The 19,656-nt window shown below is 64.5% G+C and carries 16 protein-coding genes; 12 read left to right on the plus strand and 4 right to left on the minus strand.

Features of this window, described 5'->3' with window-relative positions; all coding sequences use genetic code 11:
* Nucleotides 1-654 precede the first annotated feature (654 nt).
* A complete protein-coding gene (locus M5B96_RS16075) occupies nucleotides 655-1,845 on the plus strand; it encodes an NnrS family protein (protein WP_248797720.1) in 1,191 nt (396 codons plus the stop codon).
* A gap of 25 nt (nucleotides 1,846-1,870) precedes the next feature.
* Nucleotides 1,871-2,311: a CopD family copper resistance protein gene (locus tag M5B96_RS16080; RefSeq protein WP_248797721.1), complete on the plus strand. Its 441-nt coding sequence runs from the start codon at nucleotides 1,871-1,873 to the stop codon at nucleotides 2,309-2,311.
* A 73-nt stretch (nucleotides 2,312-2,384) separates the two neighbouring features.
* Here the strand turns inward: M5B96_RS16080 and ytfE are convergent, their stop codons facing one another.
* On the minus strand, nucleotides 2,385-3,059 hold the full coding sequence (gene ytfE / locus M5B96_RS16085) for an iron-sulfur cluster repair protein YtfE (protein WP_248797722.1): 675 nt from the start codon (nucleotides 3,057-3,059) through the stop codon (nucleotides 2,385-2,387).
* A gap of 154 nt (nucleotides 3,060-3,213) precedes the next feature.
* Between ytfE and norR the strand changes: the two genes are divergently transcribed.
* From norR to ubiT, 7 genes are all read left to right on the plus strand, one after another.
* Nucleotides 3,214-4,743 carry a nitric oxide reductase transcriptional regulator NorR gene (gene norR, locus M5B96_RS16090; protein WP_248797723.1) on the plus strand — a complete coding sequence of 510 codons (1,530 nt, stop codon included), beginning with the start codon at nucleotides 3,214-3,216 and terminating at the stop codon, nucleotides 4,741-4,743.
* Between the two features lie 91 nt (nucleotides 4,744-4,834).
* A complete protein-coding gene (gene pdxH, locus M5B96_RS16095; protein WP_248797724.1) occupies nucleotides 4,835-5,482 on the plus strand; it encodes a pyridoxamine 5'-phosphate oxidase in 648 nt (215 codons plus the stop codon).
* A 98-nt stretch (nucleotides 5,483-5,580) separates the two neighbouring features.
* Nucleotides 5,581-6,135, plus strand: a complete 555-nt coding sequence (gene moaB / locus M5B96_RS16100) for a molybdenum cofactor biosynthesis protein B (RefSeq protein ID WP_248797725.1) — start codon at nucleotides 5,581-5,583, stop codon at nucleotides 6,133-6,135.
* Nucleotides 6,132-7,367: a gephyrin-like molybdotransferase Glp gene (glp, locus tag M5B96_RS16105; protein ID WP_248797726.1), complete on the plus strand. Its 1,236-nt coding sequence runs from the start codon at nucleotides 6,132-6,134 to the stop codon at nucleotides 7,365-7,367. The genes moaB and glp overlap by 4 nt, the downstream gene beginning before the upstream one ends.
* Nucleotides 7,368-7,498: 131 nt before the next feature.
* The gene (gene ubiU / locus M5B96_RS16110; protein WP_248797727.1) at nucleotides 7,499-8,494 is read left to right on the plus strand and encodes a ubiquinone anaerobic biosynthesis protein UbiU; all 996 of its coding nucleotides are present in this window, start codon (nucleotides 7,499-7,501) and stop codon (nucleotides 8,492-8,494) included.
* 10 nt (nucleotides 8,495-8,504) lie between these two features.
* Nucleotides 8,505-9,395: a U32 family peptidase gene (locus tag M5B96_RS16115; protein WP_248797728.1), complete on the plus strand. Its 891-nt coding sequence runs from the start codon at nucleotides 8,505-8,507 to the stop codon at nucleotides 9,393-9,395.
* Nucleotides 9,389-9,859 carry a ubiquinone anaerobic biosynthesis accessory factor UbiT gene (gene ubiT, locus M5B96_RS16120; RefSeq protein WP_248797729.1) on the plus strand — a complete coding sequence of 157 codons (471 nt, stop codon included), beginning with the start codon at nucleotides 9,389-9,391 and terminating at the stop codon, nucleotides 9,857-9,859. The genes M5B96_RS16115 and ubiT overlap by 7 nt, the downstream gene beginning before the upstream one ends.
* 18 nt (nucleotides 9,860-9,877) lie before the next feature.
* Here ubiT and M5B96_RS16125 read toward each other — a convergent pair whose 3' ends face one another.
* The 3 genes from M5B96_RS16125 to M5B96_RS16135 all read right to left on the minus strand — a co-directional run bounded on the left by M5B96_RS16125 (nucleotide 9,878) and on the right by M5B96_RS16135 (nucleotide 12,818).
* Nucleotides 9,878-10,267 carry a putative zinc-binding protein gene (locus M5B96_RS16125; RefSeq protein WP_248797730.1) on the minus strand — a complete coding sequence of 130 codons (390 nt, stop codon included), beginning with the start codon at nucleotides 10,265-10,267 and terminating at the stop codon, nucleotides 9,878-9,880.
* A 104-nt stretch (nucleotides 10,268-10,371) separates the two neighbouring features.
* The gene (gene narL, locus M5B96_RS16130; RefSeq protein ID WP_248797731.1) at nucleotides 10,372-11,019 is read right to left on the minus strand and encodes a two-component system response regulator NarL; all 648 of its coding nucleotides are present in this window, start codon (nucleotides 11,017-11,019) and stop codon (nucleotides 10,372-10,374) included.
* Nucleotides 11,016-12,818: a HAMP domain-containing protein gene (locus M5B96_RS16135; RefSeq protein WP_248797732.1), complete on the minus strand. Its 1,803-nt coding sequence runs from the start codon at nucleotides 12,816-12,818 to the stop codon at nucleotides 11,016-11,018. The genes narL and M5B96_RS16135 overlap by 4 nt, the downstream gene beginning before the upstream one ends.
* Before the next feature lie 315 nt (nucleotides 12,819-13,133).
* On the opposite strand from M5B96_RS16135, the gene M5B96_RS16140 reads away from it, so the two are divergent.
* From M5B96_RS16140 to M5B96_RS16150, 3 genes are all read left to right on the plus strand, one after another.
* Nucleotides 13,134-14,438 carry an MFS transporter gene (locus M5B96_RS16140; protein WP_248797733.1) on the plus strand — a complete coding sequence of 435 codons (1,305 nt, stop codon included), beginning with the start codon at nucleotides 13,134-13,136 and terminating at the stop codon, nucleotides 14,436-14,438.
* A complete protein-coding gene (locus M5B96_RS16145) occupies nucleotides 14,416-15,813 on the plus strand; it encodes a NarK family nitrate/nitrite MFS transporter (RefSeq protein WP_248797734.1) in 1,398 nt (465 codons plus the stop codon). Before M5B96_RS16140 ends, M5B96_RS16145 begins: the two co-directional genes overlap by 23 nt.
* A gap of 67 nt (nucleotides 15,814-15,880) precedes the next feature.
* Nucleotides 15,881-19,648, plus strand: coding sequence for a nitrate reductase subunit alpha (locus M5B96_RS16150; RefSeq protein WP_248797735.1), 3,768 nt, complete (start codon nucleotides 15,881-15,883; stop codon nucleotides 19,646-19,648).
* Nucleotides 19,649-19,656: the final 8 nt, after the last annotated feature.

The raw sequence follows: 19,656 nt of genomic DNA on the forward strand, positions 1-19,656 counted from the left end.
CTGGCGATGGCGATGATCGAGCTCAGGACCACGAACCAGGCCAGTGGCTGGATAACTGCTTTCATGACGACTCCGGTTGGTCGGGAAGGGGTTGGCGGTGTGCTGGTTGAGCAAGACCCGGGCCAGGCACCAGACCCTGGCGCCGTTCAGCTAAGGAAACAGAACATTGAAAACGCCATGCTCCCTTGTGGGAGCGGAGCTTGCCCGCGAAGCTTTGGGCGGTCTCAAGGGCCCCTTCGCGAGCAAGCTCTGCTCCCACAGGGACCGCATTCGGCCGACGCTGAACGGCATTACACCCGGCTTTAGCCACTGGATATCTGTGGCGACAGGGTCAAAAATACCCCGTCAATCAGGGTGTAAATAACCCTTAGATGGTCATTTTTACCCTGGCTGCAAGCGTCTGCGGTAGCGGGAACTGTCCGCTGCCGGTGGGACACACCGGGTTACCACGGGTTGCCGGGGCACCTCGGGCGTCGGGGCACGCCCCTTGCACTGCCGTATCCGACAACGGTTGGCCAGGTTAGCCAAGCGTTCCCCGGCCGACTTGATATATGACAACCGCGATGACGTGCGAACAGCTGATGATTGCCCTGCAACACAATTCGCCGCGTGCGGCCCTGTCTCAGGTCGGCAGCAAGGTAAAGGAGTGGCTTCATGCAAGTACTTGAGCGTCGTACCGCGCTGGCGATCCCGCCGCTGTTGCGCCTGGCCTTCCGGCCGTTTTTCCTCGCCGGTGCCGGCCTGGCGCTGCTGGTGGTGCCGCTCTGGCTGCTGGCCTTGAGCGGTGCCGTGGGCGGCTGGCAACCGGCGGGTGGCTGGCTGGCGTGGCATCGGCATGAATTGCTGTTCGGCTTTGGCCTGGCGATTGTCGCCGGCTTTCTGCTGACCGCGGTCCAGACCTGGACCGGCCAGCCCGGTCTCAGCGGCAAGCCGTTGGCGGCGCTGGCCCTGCTCTGGCTGGTGGCGCGCCTGGCCTGGTTGGCGAATCCGCCCTGGTCGCTATTGGCGCCGCTGGAGCTGGCGTTTCCCCTGGCGGTGGCCGTGCTGATGGGCACCACGCTGTGGAAGGTCCGGCAGAAACGCAACTACCCGATTGTCCTCCTGTTGCTGTTGCTGGCCGGCGCCGACGGCATGGCGCTTTACGGCCTGCTGCCCGGCCACGAAGGCTGGCAGCGCCAGGCTGTGCTGACCGGCCTGTGGCTGGTAGCGGCGATGATGGGGTTGATCGGCGGCCGGGTCATTCCGTTTTTCATCCAGCGCGGTCTGGGCCGGGTCGAGGGCGTTGCCCCCTGGCCCCGGCTCGATCGCCTGTTGCTGGCCGGCTCCGCGCTGGTGGCACTGTTGTATGCCTGCGGGCCCGCGCTGTTCGCCAGTATCTGGGTCGGCCTGCTGTTCGGCGCACTGGCGCTGGGACATCTGTTACGCCTGTTGCGCTGGCACGACCGTCGACTCTGGCGGGTGCCACTGCTGTGGTCGCTGTATCTGGCCTACGGCTGGTTGGCGCTGGCCTGCCTGGGCATGGCGCTGTGGCACTTCGGCGTGCCGCTGAACCCCAGCCTGGCGGTGCATGGCCTGACGATCGGGGCCATGGCCGGGTTGATCCTGGCGATGATCGCACGGGTCAGTCTCGGGCATACCGGTCGCGCGCTGGAGCCGCCGGCGGGAATGACCCCGGCGTTTGTCCTGGTCAACCTGGCGTGTTTCAGTCGGGTCGTGCTGGTGCTGTTCCTGCCGTTGGCCGGGTTGTGGCTCGCGGGGCTGTGCTGGGTCCTGGCGTTTGGGCTGTATGCCTGGAGCTATGCTCCGATGCTGCTGCGGGCCCGGGTCGACGGGCATCCGGGATGAGTCGGACGGACAAGGGAGGTGGACGATGATCTATCCCTGGTTACTGGTCACCCATCTGTTGGCGGCCATCGCTTTTATCGGCACGCTGTTTTTCGAGGTGTGTATCTGGCATGCGGCGCGCCGGCGGTTGCCCGCCGACACGCAGGCGCCGGCGGACCAGGCCATCGCGGTGCGCTCGCGCAAGGTCCTGCATGGCGTGGTGTTGCTGTTGTACGGCGCCGGCATCGGCCTGGCCTGGCAGTACCGGGGCGCCTTGAGTCAGCCCCTGGACAGTCGTTTTGCCAGCCTGTTGAGTTTGAAGATCATCCTGGCCCTGAGCATCGTCGGGCATTACCTGTTGCTTGCCTACTGGCTGCAACGCTCACGGCTGACGCCGCGCCGGGCTGACTGGATCCGGCGCAGCATCCTCGGGCACATGCTGTTGATCGTGATCCTGGCCAAGGCCATGTTCTATTGGCAGGGTTGAGCCACAGTCCGCTGTACCGGCAAAAAAACGCACCCGTCATCTGGCGGGTGCGGCTTGGCGTGGCTGCTCGGGGTCACTGGGCCGGGTTCAAGGCCTTGACGAAGAGGATGTTGTTTTCCAGGTGGATGTGCTGCATCAGGTCATCGCGAAATTCCTGCAGCCCGCGATACAGGCCGCGCCAGGTGTTGCAGGCCTCGGCGGGCGGAGTGATGTTGTCGGTCAGCGCCAGCAGGACCTCCAGGGCCGCGCCATGTTGATCGTGTTCCAGGCGCAGCACCTGGATCGGTGGGGCGGTGTGGCGACCGAGGCCCTGTTGCAGCAGCGGAAAGAGCACCTGTTCCTCCTTGAGCATGTGCCCTTCGAGTTCCTGCTGCATGTCGTGCAAGTGGTCGGCCAGGCCGTTCGGGCAATTCTCGCGGGCACCGTGCACTTGCTCGACACGACGCGCCAGGCGGATCAGTTCCGGCAGTTGCTCGCGGTGCCGGGCGTGGTAGCGCTCGAGAATGTGGCTGATCAGCAGCGCATCCGCTTCGTTGCGCCATTCGTGCCGGCTCGCGCCGCTGTCTTGCAGCTCATTGAGGGCCTCGGCGATCAGCGTCGGGTCGAGCTGTTTGCCCAGGGCCGCCTCGCGCAGGGTCTTCTGCCCGCCGCAACAGAAGTCCAGGTTGAAGTGATGGAAAATCCGCGTGGCGCCAGGAATATCGCAGGCCAATTGGCCGAGGCTTTGTTCGAGAAGTGTCTGGCTCATCAGGGTGCCTTCTTTGGGTTTCAGGGGGTTCCCTGGCTTATTGCATTGCGCATGCCATTTGTAACTGATTGAAAATACTGGATTATTTTTTTGTTGTGGTGATGATGACCCTGATGCGTCAGGGTAAATACAACCATAAGGGGTGATTACTACCATGTTGCGTGAAAGCCTGGCCGCCGACCTGATTGTCGAGCTGCCGAATGCCGTGCGCCTGCAACGCCTGGTGCAGACCCTGCGCGAGTACTTCAACAGTGGCGCCGTCGGCCTGCTGCGCCTGGATGACGACAGCCTCAGGCCGGTGGCGACGGTGGGGCTGGTGCACGAAGCCTTGGGCCGGCGCTTTGTGATTGCCCAGCATCCGCGCCTGGCGGCGATCATGGCGTCGCGCGAGCCGACCTGGTTCGAGCCCGACAGTCGCTTGCCGGACCCCTACGACGGCCTGCTCGACCACTCGCTCAACGAGCCGCTGGCGGTGCATGACTGCATGGGCGTGAGCCTGTATGTGGAAGGGCGGGTCTGGGGCGCGATCACCCTCGATGCCTTGCAGCCCGGCACCTTCGACCGCCAGGCGCGGGATGAACTCAAGCGCTGCACCCTGCAGATCGAGGCGGCCGTGCGGGTCACCCGGCTCGAACAGGAAAACCACAGCCTGCGCTTGTCCCGCAGCGACCCGCGGGACCTGCGGATGCCGGTCGCGGAGGGTGAGATCCTCGGGCAGAGCGAAGTCCTGCATCAGTTGCTCAACGAGCTGGATGTCCTGGCCGATTCCGAGTTGCCGGTGTTGTTGCTGGGCGAGACCGGGGTCGGCAAGGAGCTGTTCGCCCGCCGCCTGCATCGCTTGTCGCGGCGCAGTCACAAGCCGCTGATTCAGGTCAACTGCGCCGCCTTGCCCGAGTCCCTGGCCGAGAGTGAGTTGTTCGGGCATGTCAAAGGGGCGTTTTCCGGGGCCAGCAGTGACCGCGCCGGGCGGTTCGACGCGGCCAACGGCGGCACGCTGTTTCTCGATGAGGTCGGCGAACTGCCCTTGAGCGTGCAGGCCAAGTTGTTGCGCACCTTGCAAAACGGCGAGATCCAGCGCCTGGGCGCGGACAAACCGCTGCATGTGGATGTGCGGATCATCGCCGCGACCAACCGGCATCTGCCAGACAGCATTCGCGAAGGACTGTTTCGCGCCGACCTGTACCACCGGCTGTCGGTATACCCGGTGCCGATTCCGCCGCTGCGCGAACGCGGCAACGATGTGCTGCTGCTGGCCGGGCATTTTCTCGAACTCAATCGCAGCCGGCTCGGTCTGCGCGGTCTGCGCCTGTCCCCGGCGGCCGAACGCGCGCTGCTGGCTTACCACTGGCCGGGCAATATCCGCGAGCTCGAACATGTGATCAGCCGCGCCGCGCTTAAGCAGCTCAGCCGCGGCGGCAGTCGCAGCCTGATCCTTACCCTGGAAGCGGAAATCCTCGATCTCGACAGCAACCTGGGCCGCGCGCCGACAGTCGCTGCGGCGCTTGCGGACGACGCCGGCGACCTGCCGTTCCAGGCCCTGGGTGACGCCGTCGACGATTGCCAGCGGCAGAAAATCCTCCAGGCCCTGAATCTGGCGGGGAACAACTGGGCCAGCGCCGCCCGGCTGCTGGCGGTCGATCCGAGCAACCTGCATAAACTGGCCAGGCGTCTGCGTCTCAAGTAAGGGGTGATCGACGCCCGCTGTTGATGACGGTCAAGGTGTTGGCGCGCGCGGCCTCGCACACTGCGCTCAACCTTTACCGGAGATCACCCGCATGCCTCTTTCCCTGGCCCAGATGCGCCGTAACTACACCCTGGACGGCCTGCCCGATGCGACGGCGCCGGAGGATCCGCTGCTGCTGTTCCGCCAGTGGATGCAACAGGCCCGCGAGACCGAGCAGGCGCCGGTCGAGGCCAACAGCATGTGCCTGGCAACGGTCGACGCACAGGGCCGGCCGCATTGTCGGGTACTGTTGCTCAAGGGTTTCAGCGACGCCGGCTTCACCTTCTTCGGCCATTACCAGAGCGCCAAGGGCCAGGACCTGGCGGCCAATCCCCATGCCGCGATGACCTTCTTCTGGCCGGGACTGGAGCGCCAGGTGCGGATCGAAGGCCAGGTCGCCAGGCTGGATCCGCGGCTGTCCGATGCCTACTTCGACTCGCGTTCCATGGCCAGTCGTCTCGGCGCCTGGGCCTCGCCGCAAAGCCAGCCCTTGGCCGACCGGGCGCAACTGGAAGCGATGCTGGCGCAAACCACCGGGCGCTTCGCCGAACAAACGCCGCCGCGTCCCGAACACTGGGGCGGTTATTGCCTGGTCCCGGAACGCCTGGAGTTCTGGCAGGGGCGTGCCGACCGCCTGCACGATCGCCTGGATTATCGGCTGCACGAGGGCACCTGGACGCACGGCCGGCTGGCACCCTGAGCCGTGCTGTCCGGTCGAGGTACCTCCTTGGAGGAATAGGTTCACAGGGGATTTCGGTTCAGGCTTGGGCCGATACTCATCTACGGGAAGGCTTGGATATGGCCCATCTGACGCAACGCACTTTCGAACCGCTGAACATCGCCGTGCTGACCATCAGCGATACGCGCACCACGGCCACCGACACCTCGGGGCAGACCCTCAGTGACTTGCTGCAAACCGCCGGGCATGTGCTGATCGACCGCGACCTGGTCAAGGACGATATCTATCAGATCCGCGCCAGACTCTCGCACTGGATCGCCGACCCCAAGGTCCAGGTGGTGCTGATGACCGGTGGCACCGGCTTCACCGCGCGTGACAACACGCCGCAAGCGGTGCTGCCGTTGCTGGACAAGCTGGTGGACGGTTTCGGCGAGTTGTTCCGCCAGGTGTCGCTGGCGGAAATCGGCATGTCCAGCCTGCAGTCACGGGCCCTCGCCGGAATGAGCAATGGCGTGCTGGTGTGTTGCGTGCCGGGCTCGCCCGGTGCTTGCCGCACCGCCTGGAACAGCATCCTTGTCGAACAGCTGGACAGCCGCACCGGCCCATGCAATTTCGCGCCACACCTGAAACCGCAGGCGCGGCGAGTGATCGAGGCCTGTGAGGTGCGCTCATGAGCGGCCGGGTCTGCGACAGCGGCCACCTGACACCGGTGGACCAGGCCATCGAGCATCTGCTCGACCAGGCGCCGCCGCCACCGGAGGTTCAGACGATCGCCCTCGATCAGGCCCTTGGGCGGGTGCTGGCGCGGGATCTGACGGCGCCGCTGAGCCTGCCCGGTTGGGACAACAGCGCCATGGACGGTTACGCCTGCTGTGCCGCCGACCTGCCGCCGGGAGGTGGCTGGTTGACCCTGGGCGGGCGGATCGCCGCCGGGCAAGCGGCGGCGGAACCCTTGCTGCCCCGGCAGGCGGCGCGGATCTTTACCGGCGCGCCGTTGCCGCCGGGGGCCGACACCGTGGTGCCGCAGGAGCATTGCCGGGCCAACGAGGGGTTGGTCTGGTTACCGGCGACGGTGGCCGGCGAGCATGTGCGCAAGGAGGGCGAGGAGGTCCGTCGCGGCCAGTTGCTGCTCAGCGCCGGCAAGCGTTTGCGCGCCCAGGAACTGGGCTTGCTGGCGGCTGTGGGGATTGCCCGGGTCGAAGTCTATCGCCCGTTGCGGGTGTGCCTGTTGAGCAGTGGCGACGAGTTGCGCGAGCCGGGCCAGCACCTGGCGCCGGGGCAGATCTACAACAGCAATCGCTATTGCCTGTCGGCATTGCTGCGGGGTTGGGGCGTGGAGGTGTATGACTACGGGGTCATGGCCGATGCCTTGGCCGCTAGCCGCGATGCCTTGAGCCTGGCTGCCTCGGAGTGCGATCTGCTGCTGACCTCGGGCGGTGTCTCGGTGGGCGAGGAGGATCATCTCAAGCAGGCCATCGAGGCACTTGGCAGCCTGGATTTCTGGCGCCTGGCGATCCAGCCGGGCAAACCGCTGGCCTTTGGCGCAGTGGCCGGCAAGCCGTGGCTCGGCCTGCCGGGCAATCCGTCGGCGGCGCTGATTACCGCCCTGGTGGTGCTGCGCCCGTTCCTGCTCAGGGCCCAGGGCCTGAGCGAAGTGCTGCCACGGCCACTGGCCCTGCCGGCAGGTTTCGACTGGTTGCAGCGCAACAAGCGCCGGCAGTATCTGCGAGCCCGGCTGGTGCCCAGGGCCGACGGCCAGGTCTGGGTGGAGCTGCACCCGCAGCAAAGCTCGGCCATGTTGATGGCGGCTTGTTGGGCCGACGGCCTGGCGCTGGTCGAGTGCGAACAGCAGGTGCGCAAGCACGACTCGGTCAGCTTCCTGTCCTTCGCCGAGCTGATGCAATGACGGCAATTGATTGCCGTCAAGGCCGTGGCTGCCGGTCTCGCTAGACTGGCAGCGCATTGTCGATCGCCCCGGGCCTGCTGGCGACACGCAGTGCACAGGGGGCGAGACAAGTTCTTTCATGAGGATTACCCATGCAACTGGTCTGCCCGGCAGGGAACCTGCCTGCGCTGAATGCGGCTGTGCGCCAAGGCGCCGATGCCGTCTACGTCGGCTTTCGCGATGACACCAACGCCCGGCACTTCGCCGGCTTGAACATGGACGACAAGCAGTTCGACGCGGCGGTCGCGCATATTCGCCAGCACCAACGCAAACTCTATGTCGCGGTCAACACCTACCCGCAGCCCGCGGGTTGGGAGCGCTGGCAGCGGGCGGTGGATCGCGCCGCCGACTTGGGCGTCGACGCGCTGATCGCGGCTGATCCGGGGGTCTTGAGTTATGCCAGCCAGCGTCATCCGCAACTGCCCCTGCACTTGTCGGTGCAGGGCTCGGCGACCCATGCCGGCGCGCTGGCGTTCTACGCCCAGCGCTACGACATCCGCCGCGCGGTGTTGCCCAGGGTGCTGTCGTTGGCCCAGGTGCGCCAGGTCGCGGCGAGCAGTTCGGTACCGATCGAAGTCTTCGGTTTCGGCAGTTTGTGCATCATGGCTGAAGGGCGCTGCCACCTGTCTTCCTACATTACCGGCGAATCGCCGAACCTGTGCGGGGTTTGTTCGCCGGCCAAGGCGGTGCGCTGGAGCGAGGACGCCGAGGGCTTGAGCGCACGCCTGAGCGAAGTCCTGATTGATCGCTACAGCGCCGATGAACCGGCCGGCTATCCGACCTTGTGCAAGGGGCGCTTCCTGGTCGAGGGCAAGCGCTTCCATGCCCTGGAGGAACCCACCAGCCTCGATACCCTGGACCTGCTGCCGGAGCTCGCGGCAATCGGTGTCGCCGCGGTGAAGATCGAGGGCCGCCAGCGCAGCCCGGCGTATGTCGAGCAGGTCACCCGGGTCTGGCGCGCCGCGCTGGATGCCTATCGCGCCCAGCCCCACAGCTTTGCGGTCAGGGACCAGTGGCGCCAGGCGCTGGCCGGTTTGTCCGAAGGCAGCCAGACCACCCTGGGTGCTTATCATCGAGCCTGGCAATGAGGGACTGGAAATGAAGCTGAGCCTGGGACCCGTGCTGTTTTACTGGGACAAAACCCAATTGGGGCAGTTTTACTCGGAAATGTCCGCCTTGCCCCTGGATGTCATCTACCTGGGGGAAACCGTGTGTTCGAAACGCCGGGCCTTTTCCCTTGATCAATGGCTGGGCCTGGGACGCGAATTGCAGACCTGTACCCAGGCGCAACTGGTGCTCTCGAGCCTGACCCTGATCGAGGCCGCCTCGGAACTCTCGAGCCTGCGGCGCCTGTGCGACAACGGCGAGTTGCTGGTGGAGGCCAACGATATGGGCGCGGTGCAGTTCCTCGCCGAACGGCAGTTGCCCTTTGTCGCGGGGCCGGCGCTGAACCTGTACAACGGTCATGCCCTCGGTCAGTTGCTCGATTGCGGGATGATCCGTTGGGTGCCGCCGGTGGAGTGCTCGGCGCAGTTGATCCGTGCGGTACTCGACCAGGTGCGCGAGCTGGGCCGGGCGGTGCCGGAAGTCGAAGTCTTTGCCTATGGGCATCTGCCCCTGGCCTATTCGGCGCGCTGTTTCACCGCCCGCGCGCAAAACCGGCCCAAGGACGACTGCCAGTTCTGCTGCCTCGACTACCCCGATGGCCTGGCGCTGAGCAGCCAGGAAGGCCAGCCGCTGTTCACCCTCAACGGTATCCAGACCATGTCGGCCGAGGTCACCAATCTGTTGGCCGATTATCCCGGGCTGGTCGCCTGCGGCGCCGATCTGCTGCGCCTGAGCCCTCGGGCCCAGGGCATGACCGAGGTGATCGCGGCCTATCGGCGGGTCTGTCTGGGCGAGACGCCGCCGCTGTTCGTCGACGGCTGCAACGGCTATTGGCATGGCCAGGCCGGGATGTTGCGGGTAGAGGAGGTGGGCCTGTGTTGAATCGGAAAAAGTGGCTGTTGCGTGGAGCCGACCGTTTGCTGCCGTTGGTTCGCCGAGTGCCGTTCGGGCTGCAAAGGTTGGCCCTGCAACAGGGGCTCAACCGCTGTTTCGCCGAGCCGTTGGGCGATGGCCAGTTCGACCTGTTGCGCGGGCGCTGGTTGTGCCTGCGAATTCCCGACCTGGGGCTGAGCTGGTACCTGACCCGGGGGCGCGAGGGCTTGCAGATCGCCGCGCGGGCCCGGGCCGATGTGACCATCAGCGGTAACTGGCGCGAGTTCCTGCTCCTGGCCAGTCGCCAGGAAGACCCGGATACGCTGTTCTTTCGCCGGCGCCTGGTGATCGAAGGCGATACCGAGCTGGGCTTGACCTTGAAGAACCTGATCGACAGCCTCGACCCCGAGGTCTTGCCGGTTTGGTTATGGCGCAATCTGGAGCGTGCCGGGAAGGGCCTGGCGGCGGGTTGAGGCAAGCACCGCCCGGCGTCAAATTTCCTTGACTGAGAGGCGCCGGTCGCGCTGTACAAGCAGTTGCCCGATCTCGGCAAACAGCTCGTCGGCCTGCGCCGGGCTGCAATCCTCGCCATAGCGTTTGCGCACGCCGTGCTGGCTGAGGATCAGGTGCATATCGGCCCGCAGGCCATGCTGTTGCAGACAGCTTTCCACGCATTGCAGCGGACAGCCGTCCAGCGCCAGGATCCGCCGTCCCGAACGGGCCTTGTTGACCAGCGCGGCGACATGCCCACCCACGCCGACGATGCAGGACATTTGCGCGAGGCCCGCGCGATCCAGGCGCAGGGCCAGGGTGTTGGCCAGTTGGGCGACGTTGGAGCAGCCTGAGCAGGAGTAAACCAGAGGCAAGGTTGAAGGGGGCATGAATGCTCTCCGCTGATGGACCCCGCCAGTGTGCAAGTCTGCCAGCCGCGCGCCTTGATTGCGATCAAGTCCGTCCGCGCCGGGGCTCCCGGGGGCCATGCGCGTCAGCCGGCGCCGCGCAGATGCTCCATGGCCCAGACCGCCGCCTCGACCCGCGAACGCAGGCCGAGCTTGTGCAGCAGGTTCTTCACGTGAACCTTGACCGTGCCTTCGGTGATGCCCAGCTTGTGGCCGATCACCTTGTTGCTCAGGCCACTGGCAATGGTCTTGAGCACCTGGCGCTCGCGTTCGGTCAGCTCCACCTCCGGCTGGCGCGGTGGCGAGCGCAGCGCCTGGGCCATGACCCGGGTCAGGCCGGGACTGACCACCAGGGAGCCGTTCAAGGCATCGCGGATGTACTGGATCAGCAACTCCGGCTCCATGTCCTTGAGCAGATAACCATCGGCGTCCAGGCGCAGCGCGTCACGGATATCGTCTTCGGCGTCGGACACGGTGAACAGCAGGATCTTGCCCCGATAGTTCATGGCGCGCAGGCAGCGCAGGGTTTCGATGCCGTTCATCCGTGGCATGTTGTTGTCGAGCAGCACCAGGTCGGGTTGCAGCGGCGCGATCAGGGTCAGGGCTTCCTCGCCATGATTGGCTTCGCCGACGACGCACAAGTCATCTTCCAGTTCGAGGATCTGGCGAATGCCGTGACGCATCATCGGATGGTCGTCGACCAGCAGGATCCGCGATTGCGGGGACAGGTTCATAGGACACTACCTTCTGTTGGCTGTCCGAGGAACTCCGGGCGGAACTCCATCTGGACGAGGGTGCCCTGGGGCGCCCTGGAATGTATCTGTAGGCGGCCATGGAGGCTGCGCGCCCGTTCATTCATGATGTTCAGGCCGTGATGTTCGCGTTGGTCGACGCTACCGCTGAAGCCACGGCCATCGTCCTCGATCGACAGGCGCACGGTTTCGCCGTCCTGGCGCAGTTGCAGCCAGGCATTTTCCGCATGGGCGTGGCGCAGGCAGTTGGAAAGCGCTTCGCGAGTGATCTGCAGGATGTGGATCTGCTCGCTGGCGGACAGTTCGAAGGCCAGGCTGTCGACGTGCAGGTGGACCTGGAAATCGCCCCGGCTGGAGAACTCCTCGGCGGTATCCTGGAGTTCCTGGACCAGCCCGGCGTCGTGGATCTGCAGGCGAAAGGTGGTCAGCAGTTCGCGCAGCTGGCGGTAGGCATTGTTCAGGCCCTCGCGCAGCTCGGCGGTGACGGTTTCCAGGGTCGCCACCGGCTCGCCACGGCGCATCAGGGTCTGCATGCGGCTGACTTGCAGCTTCATGTAGGACAGCGCCTGGGCCAGTGAGTCGTGCAGTTCGCGGGCGATGATGGTGCGCTCTTCGAGCAGCAGCAGGCGGTGGTCCTGCTCGCGTTGGCGCTTGAGCGAGAGCGAGGTGCCGATCAGGTTGGCCAGGGCTTGGATCAGCTCGGTTTCCCAGGCTTGCGGCGTGTGCTCGTCGACGAAATGTGCCTTGAGCTCGCCCAGTTCGCTGCCCTGGTTGCTGATGCTGAAAGTGTGCGGATTACCCTGGTGGTGCTTCTGGCAGGTGGCGCAATGGCTGCCGGCGCAGACATCGCGGCTGTTGGCACCATGCAGCACCAGCAGTTGCTGGGCCGGGGCCTGCATCCGGCCTTGCAGGCACAGCGACAGGCGCAAGCCGGGCAGGCGTTGCTGGAAGCGCCGGATCAGTTCATCCAGCCCCTCGGCATTGGCCAGCCGCGTGGCCAGGCTGCGACTGCTCTGATAGAGCAGTTCCAGGGCGGCATTGGCCTGTTGCAGGTTCAGGGTCTTTTGCCGGACCTGAGTCTCCAGGGTGCGGTGGGACTGCTCGATGGTCTCGGCCATGGCGTTGAAGCTGGTGGCCAACTCTCCCAGTTCGTCCTGGGATTGATGGTTGACCCGTACCTGGAAGTCACCGCGGCGAAAGCGTTGGTTCGCCTCCACCAGTTCCTTGAGCGGGGTGATCACGCCGTACTGCAATTCATACAAACCCAACAGCAGCACGATCATGGTGGTGAACAGGGCCGCACCCTGGATCACCTGTTGCCAGGTTTGCTTGTGCTCGCTTTGGCGCTGCAGCAGGTTGACGAACTGGTTCAGTTGTTCAACGAAGGGCGGAGCCCCGGCTTGAAACGAGTCGACATCGCCACGCTCCAGCGCCGGGCGCAGATTCTCCTTCCAATTTTGCTGGATCTGCTGGTAGCTGGCTTGCAGGTCGAGACTCGCGCCATCTTCCAGCACCGCCTTGAGTGACTCGCTGGAGAGGCGCTGTTGCAGGCTGTCGGTGATGCCGCTGATTTCTGCGCTGGCGGCCCCCGCGGCGAGCTTCCAGCACAGGTGGTAGGTTTCCATGCGCACCGAGCCGGCGGTGTTGATCGCGGCCGCGTCGCCCTGGCTGAACCAGGCGATCAGCCCGGCGCTCAACGAGCTGGCCAGGGCCAGCACGGCGATCAGGATCACCGCGAGCCCGGCGCGGGCGGGCAGGGAGCTGCGCAGCCAGCGAATCAAGGCTGTCGCCCAGGGGCAACGACGGGAATACCGGGCATATCGAACTCCAGGGGATGGCTGGCAATGATTTTGCTGCCGGTCCCTGGCGCTCTACCTCTAAAGAGTTGTCGATCGTCCGATGCCCGCAAACGCTTCGCGCGGCGAAGGCAAGAGGCTGATAAACAAAGGGTTCTGAGGTTTTTTCGGTCTACCTCTTTGGAGGTAGGCGTCGCCAGCATAGCCCTGGACCCCCCTGGGCTTCGTTGATAAGGATCAAGTTTTTGCGGGGTATGCCTCTCTAGTCTGCGGCCATGGCTAACTGATCTGGAGAGCGAGATGACCCAACCGCGTGTACGACAAGGCCTGGTGCTGGGCATGAGCACGCTGGCCTTCACTGTGTGTTTCATGGTCTGGATGATGTTTGCCGTGCTCGGCGTGCCGATCAAGGAACTGCTCCAGCTCAACGAAACCCAGTTCGGCCTGCTGGTCGCGACCCCGGTCCTGACCGGCTCGCTGGTCCGTTTGCCGCTGGGCTTGCTGACCGACCGGTTTGGCGGGCGCATTGTGTTTTTCCTGTTGATGCTGTCCTGCGTGCTGCCGCTGTACCTGATCACCTACGCCACGGCCTATTGGCAGTTCCTGGTCCTGGGCTTGTTCGTCGGCCTGGCCGGTGGTTCGTTTTCCGTCGGTATCGCCTATGTGGCCAAGTGGTTCGACCAGGACAACCAGGGCTTCGCCATGGGCATCTTCGGCGCCGGCAATGCCGGGTCCGCACTGACCAAGTTTCTCGCCCCGGCGCTGATCGCCGCGGGCAGCTGGCAACTGGTGCCGAAAGTCTTCAGCGCGATCCTCTTTATCACTGCGTTGCTGTTCTGGTTTCTCAGCGCCGAGAACAAGGCGCACCGCAGTGCCTCGGGCACCCCGCTGCGCGAACAGCTTGCTTCACTGAAGGACCCGGCGGTCTGGCGTTACTGCCAGTACTACTCGATCGTCTTCGGCGGCTATGTCGCGCTGGCCTTGTGGATGACCAAATACTACGTGCAGGAATATGGCTTCAGCCTGCAAAGCGCGGCGCTGCTGGCCGCCTGCTTTTCCCTGCCGGGCGGCGTGCTGCGTGCCGTCGGCGGCTGGCTGTCGGATCGCTGGGGCGCGCAGAGCGTGACCTGGTGGGTGCTCTGGGTCAGCTGGATCTGCCTGTTCCTGCTGTCCTATCCGCAGACCCAGCTGCAAGTGCAAACCATCAATGGCCCGTTGGACCTGCACATCGGCCTGAGCCCGACGCTGTTCACCGGCCTGCTGTTTGTCATGGGTATCGCCTTCGCCTTCGGCAAGGCCTCGGTTTTCAAATACATCGCCAATGACTATCCGAAAAACATGGGCGCGGTGTCCGGCATCGTCGGCCTGGCCGGTGGCCTGGGCGGCTTCGTCCTGCCGATCCTGTTCGGTGCGCTGGTGGACCTGACCGGCGTGCGCTCCTCCTGCTTCATGTTGATGTACGGCGTGGTCTGGGTCTCCCTGACCTGGATGTACTTCAGCGAAGTTCGTCGGCGCCCGCTGCTGGGTAAACAGCCAGCGCTCGCCACTGCCCCGTTTTCCAGCCTTGTCCAAGGAGACGAATATGTCTGTTCTACAAAAGCCTGAGAGCGGCCCGGTCATTCATGACTGGCGCCCGGAAGACTCAGCGTTCTGGGGCAGTAGTGGCAAACAGACAGCAACGCGCAACCTGTGGATTTCCATTCCCGCGCTGCTGCTGGCCTTTGCCGTGTGGATGGTCTGGAGCACGGTGATCGTGCGCCTGAACGCCATCGGCTTCAGTTTTACCACCGATCAATTGTTCTGGCTGGCGGCTTTGCCGGGGTTGTCCGGGGCCACCTTGCGGGTCTTCTACTCCTTTATGGTGCCGATCTTCGGCGGCCGCCGCTGGACCGCCCTGAGCACCGCCTCGCTGCTGCTGCCGTCGATCTGGATGGGCTTCGCGGTGCAGGACCCGGGCACCTCCTACAGTGTGTTCGTGTTGATCGCCTTGCTCTGCGGTTTTGGTGGCGGCAACTTCGCCTCGAGCATGTCCAACATCAGCTTCTTCTACCCCAAGTCGCAGCAGGGCACGGCCCTGGGGCTGAATGCCGGCCTGGGTAACCTGGGCGTGTCGGTGATGCAGTTCTGTGTGCCGCTGGTGATTACCTTCGGCGCGTTCGGCGCCATGGGCGGAGCGTCGCAAGTCCTGCCGGACGGCGGCCAGTTGTGGCTGCAGAACGCGGGGTTCCTCTGGGTGCCGTTCATTCTCGCGGTAACGCTGGCGGCCTGGTTCGGCATGAATGACTTGTCCAGCGCCAAAGCGTCGTTCAGCGAGCAGGCGGTGATCTTCAAACGCAAGCACAACTGGCTGATGTGCTGGTTGTACCTGGCCACCTTCGGCTCGTTCATCGGCTTTTCCGCGGCGTTCCCGCTGCTGATCAAGACCTCCTTCCCGGATGTCATCGCCTTGAAGTTCGCCTTCCTCGGCCCCTTGGTCGGTGCCCTGGTGCGGCCGTTGGGTGGCTGGCTGGCGGACAAGCTCGGCGGCGCGAAGGTGACCTTGTGGAACTTCGTGGCGATGATCGTGATGGTCTTCGGCGTCCTGCACTTCCTGCCGCACAACGGCGCAGGCGGCAACTTCTACGGCTTCCTCGGCCTGTTCATGCTGCTGTTCATCACCACCGGGATCGGCAACGGTTCGACCTTCCGGATGATCCCGGTGATCTTCCGCACCCTGCATGAAAAATTCTCTGCCGGGAAGGCGCCCGAGGCTCGCGAGCAGGCGCTGAAGAATGCCGGCAAGGAATCGGCTGCGGTGCTCGGCTTCAGTTCGGCGATCGGCGCCTTCGGTGCGTTCTTCATTCCGAAATCCTTTGGCACTTCGATGGCCCATACCGGCGGCCCGGAGATGGCCTTCTACATGTTCGTCGGCTTTTACCTGAGCTGCATCGTGGTGACCTGGTGGTGGTACGCGCGCAAAGGCGCCGCGACACCCTGCTGAGTCAAGCCGAATCCAACCATTGCGTGGGCGGGGCACAGAACCCCGCGAAGCCTGAGAGGTATACACCGTGAGTCATTTACTGGATCAACTGCGGTTCTTCAACCGCAAGCAAAGCGAGTTCGCCGACGGTCACGGGGAGACCCGCAAGGAATCCCGCGACTGGGAGAATGTCTACCGTTCGCGCTGGCAGTACGACAAGATCGTGCGCTCGACCCACGGGGTCAACTGCACCGGCTCGTGCTCGTGGAAGATCTATGTGAAGAACGGCCTGATTACCTGGGAAACCCAGCAGACCGACTATCCGCGCACCCGCAACGACCTGCCCAACCACGAGCCGCGCGGTTGTCCGCGGGGCGCCAGCTACAGCTGGTACATCTACAGCGCCAACCGGCTCAAGTACCCGAAGATCCGCAAGCCACTGCTAAAACTCTGGCGCGATGCGCGGCAGACCCTGGAACCGGTCGAAGCCTGGGCCAGCATTGTCGAGGACAAGGTCAAGGCCGACTCCTATAAAAGCAAGCGCGGCATGGGCGGCTTCATTCGCTCCAACTGGGAGGAAGTCAACGAGATCATTGCCGCGGCCAACGTCTACACCATCAAGCAGTATGGTCCCGACCGGGTGGTGGGTTTCTCGCCGATCCCGGCCATGTCGATGGTCAGTTATGCCGCCGGGGCCCGCTACCTGTCGCTGATCGGCGGGGTCTGCCTGAGCTTCTATGACTGGTACTGCGACCTGCCACCGGCCTCGCCGATGGTCTGGGGCGAGCAGACCGACGTGCCGGAATCGGCCGACTGGTACAACTCCAACTACATCATCGCCTGGGGTTCCAACGTTCCGCAGACCCGGACCCCCGACGCGCACTTCTTCACCGAGGTTCGCTACAAGGGCACCAAGACCGTGGCCATCACCCCCGACTATTCGGAAGTGGCCAAGCTCACCGACCTCTGGCTAAACCCCAAGCAGGGCACCGATGCGGCGCTGGCCCAGGCGTTCAACCATGTGATCTTCAAAGAGTTCCACCTGGACAAACCGAGCGCCTATTTCACCGAATACGCCAAGCGCTTCACCGACCTGCCGGTGCTGGTGCTGCTCAAGCCGATGCTCGGGGTCGCCCCGGGTGCCGGCTTTCAACCGGACCGCTTCCTGCGCGCCTCGGACCTGACCGACAACCTCGGCCAGGAGAACAACCCGGAATGGAAAACCATCGCGCTGGATGCCAGCGGCGAACTGGTTTCACCCCAGGGCTCCATCGGCTATCGCTGGGGCGAGAAGGGCAAGTGGAACATCCTTGCCCGTGAAGGCGGGGAAGGGCGCGAGATCGATCTGAAACTGAGCCTGATCGGCGATGGCGTCGCCGAAGTGGCGTTCCCGTATTTTGCCGGCGAGTCCCAGGAACACTTCCAGCACGTGGCCGGCGCGGCCGTGCAATATCGTCGGGTGCCGGTGCACAGCCTGACCCTGGCGGATGGCAGCCAGGTCAAGGTCGCTACGGTGTTCGACCTGTCGGCCGCCAACCTGGCGATTGACCGTGGCCTGGGCGGCGCCAACGTGGCCCGCGACTATGACGACGCCAGTGTCCCCGGTACCCCGGCCTGGCAGGAACAGATCACCGGCGTCAGCCGCGAGAAGGCGATCCAGATCGCCCGTGAGTTCGCCGACAACGCCGACAAGACCCGTGGCCGCTCGATGATCATCGTCGGCGCGGCGATGAACCACTGGTACCACATGGACATGAACTACCGCGGGCTGATCAATATGCTCATGCTCTGCGGTTGCGTCGGCCAGACCGGTGGCGGTTGGGCACACTATGTCGGTCAGGAAAAGCTGCGCCCGCAATGTGGCTGGCTGCCCCTGGCCTTCGGCCTGGACTGGAGCCGTCCGCCACGGCAGATGAACGGCACCAGCTTCTTCTATGCCCACAGTTCGCAGTGGCGCCACGAGAAAATGAGCATGCACGACGTGCTCTCGCCGCTGGCCGACAAGAGCCAGTTCCCCGAACATGCGCTGGACTACAACATCCGCGCCGAGCGCGCCGGCTGGCTGCCCAGCGCTCCGCAACTGAACACCAATCCGCTGCATATCTGCCGCGATGCCGCGGCCGCCGGCCTGGCGCCCAAGGACTATGTGGTCAAGGCGCTGCAGGACGGTTCCCTGCGCTTTGCCTGCGAGCAGCCGGACAGCCCGGTGAACTTCCCGCGCAACATGTTCATCTGGCGTTCCAACCTGCTGGGCTCCTCGGGCAAGGGCCACGAGTACATGCTCAAGTACCTGCTCGGGACCAAGAACGGGGTGATGAACGAAGACATCGGCCAGGTCGGCGACTGCAAGCCGGAAGAGGCCGAATGGGTCGACGAAGGCGCCATCGGCAAGCTCGACCTGGTCACGACCCTGGACTTCCGCATGTCCTCGACCTGCGTCTACTCGGACATCGTGTTGCCGACCGCGACCTGGTACGAGAAGGACGACATGAACACCTCGGACATGCACCCGTTCATCCATCCGCTGTCGGCGGCCATCGATCCGGCCTGGGAATCACGCTCGGACTGGGAGATCTACAAAGGCATTGCCAAGTCGTTCTCGGCCATGGCGGTCGGGCACCTGGGTGTCGAGCAGGATCTGGTCACCGTACCGCTGATGCATGACAGCGTCGGCGAACTGGCCCAGCCATTCGGCGGCACCGACTGGAAAACCGCCGGGGTGGCCCCGCAGCCGGGCAAGAACGCGCCGAACCTGCAAGTGGTCGAGCGTGACTACCCGAATATCTACAAGCAGTTCAGCTCCCTCGGGCCGCTGCTGGAGAAGCACGGCAACGGCGGCAAGGGCATCAACTGGAACACTGAGGAGGAAGTGAAATTCCTCGGCGAGCTGAACTACCGCGAAGGCGCGGCGGGTATCAGCCAGGGCCGGCCGAAGATCGACACGGCTATCGACGCCGCTGAAGTGATCCTCTCCCTGGCTCCGGAAACCAATGGCCATGTGGCGGTGAAGGCCTGGGCCGCGCTGTCCGAGTTCACCGGCATCGACCACAGCCACCTGGCCCTGTCCAAGGCCCACGAGGCGATTCGTTTCCGGGATATCCAGGCGCAGCCGCGCAAGATCATTTCCAGCCCGACCTGGTCCGGGCTCGAGGACGATCACGTCAGCTACAACGCCGGCTACACCAACGTCCATGAAGGGATCCCGTGGCGCACCATCACCGGCCGCCAGCAGTTCTACCAGGATCACCCGTGGATGCAGGCCTTCGGCGAGCAACTGATGAGCTACCGGCCGCCGGTCAACACCCGGACCATCGAAGGGGTGAAAGGCAAACGCAGCAACGGCGAAACCGAAATCGTCCTGAACTGGATCACCCCGCACCAGAAATGGGGCATCCACAGCACCTACAGCGACAACCTGCTGATGCTCACCCTCAGCCGTGGCGGGCCGATTGTCTGGCTCTCGGAGATCGACGCGAAACGCGCCGGCATCGAGGACAACGACTGGATCGAATGCTTCAACGTCAACGGTGCGCTGACCGCCCGGGCGGTGGTCAGTCAGCGGGTCAAGGAAGGCATGGTGATGATGTACCACGCCCAGGAGCGGATCGTGAACGTACCAGGGTCGGAAACCACCAAGACCCGTGGCGGCCATCACAACTCGGTCACCCGGGTGGTGCTCAAGCCGACCCATATGATCGGCGGCTATGCCCAGCAGGCCTACGGTTTCAACTATTACGGCACGGTCGGTTGCAACCGCGACGAGTTCGTCGTGGTGCGCAAGATGGCCAAAGTCGACTGGCTCGACGGTTCGTCCGGCGCTGACCTGCCGCGTCCCCTGCCGACCGAGCTGGATTGAGGAGAACT

Source organism: Pseudomonas sp. MWU13-2105 (assembly GCF_023242315.1).
Lineage (GTDB): Bacteria > Pseudomonadota > Gammaproteobacteria > Pseudomonadales > Pseudomonadaceae > Aquipseudomonas.

Excerpts from the sequence above, each read along its gene's own strand:
- M5B96_RS16115 (WP_248797728.1), top strand. The coding sequence starts at position 8,505 with ATGAAGCTGAGCCTGGGACCCGTGCTGTTTTACTGGGACAAAACCCAA.
- ytfE (WP_248797722.1), bottom strand. The coding sequence starts at position 3,059 with ATGAGCCAGACACTTCTCGAACAAAGCCTCGGCCAATTGGCCTGCGAT.
- M5B96_RS16080 (WP_248797721.1), top strand. The coding sequence starts at position 1,871 with ATGATCTATCCCTGGTTACTGGTCACCCATCTGTTGGCGGCCATCGCT.
- moaB (WP_248797725.1), top strand. The coding sequence starts at position 5,581 with ATGGCCCATCTGACGCAACGCACTTTCGAACCGCTGAACATCGCCGTG.
- M5B96_RS16145 (WP_248797734.1), top strand. The coding sequence starts at position 14,416 with ATGTCTGTTCTACAAAAGCCTGAGAGCGGCCCGGTCATTCATGACTGG.
- narL (WP_248797731.1), bottom strand. The coding sequence starts at position 11,019 with ATGAACCTGTCCCCGCAATCGCGGATCCTGCTGGTCGACGACCATCCG.
- glp (WP_248797726.1), top strand. The coding sequence starts at position 6,132 with ATGAGCGGCCGGGTCTGCGACAGCGGCCACCTGACACCGGTGGACCAG.
- ubiU (WP_248797727.1), top strand. The coding sequence starts at position 7,499 with ATGCAACTGGTCTGCCCGGCAGGGAACCTGCCTGCGCTGAATGCGGCT.
- norR (WP_248797723.1), top strand. The coding sequence starts at position 3,214 with ATGTTGCGTGAAAGCCTGGCCGCCGACCTGATTGTCGAGCTGCCGAAT.
- M5B96_RS16125 (WP_248797730.1), bottom strand. The coding sequence starts at position 10,267 with ATGCCCCCTTCAACCTTGCCTCTGGTTTACTCCTGCTCAGGCTGCTCC.
- M5B96_RS16075 (WP_248797720.1), top strand. The coding sequence starts at position 655 with ATGCAAGTACTTGAGCGTCGTACCGCGCTGGCGATCCCGCCGCTGTTG.
- pdxH (WP_248797724.1), top strand. The coding sequence starts at position 4,835 with ATGCCTCTTTCCCTGGCCCAGATGCGCCGTAACTACACCCTGGACGGC.
- M5B96_RS16140 (WP_248797733.1), top strand. The coding sequence starts at position 13,134 with ATGACCCAACCGCGTGTACGACAAGGCCTGGTGCTGGGCATGAGCACG.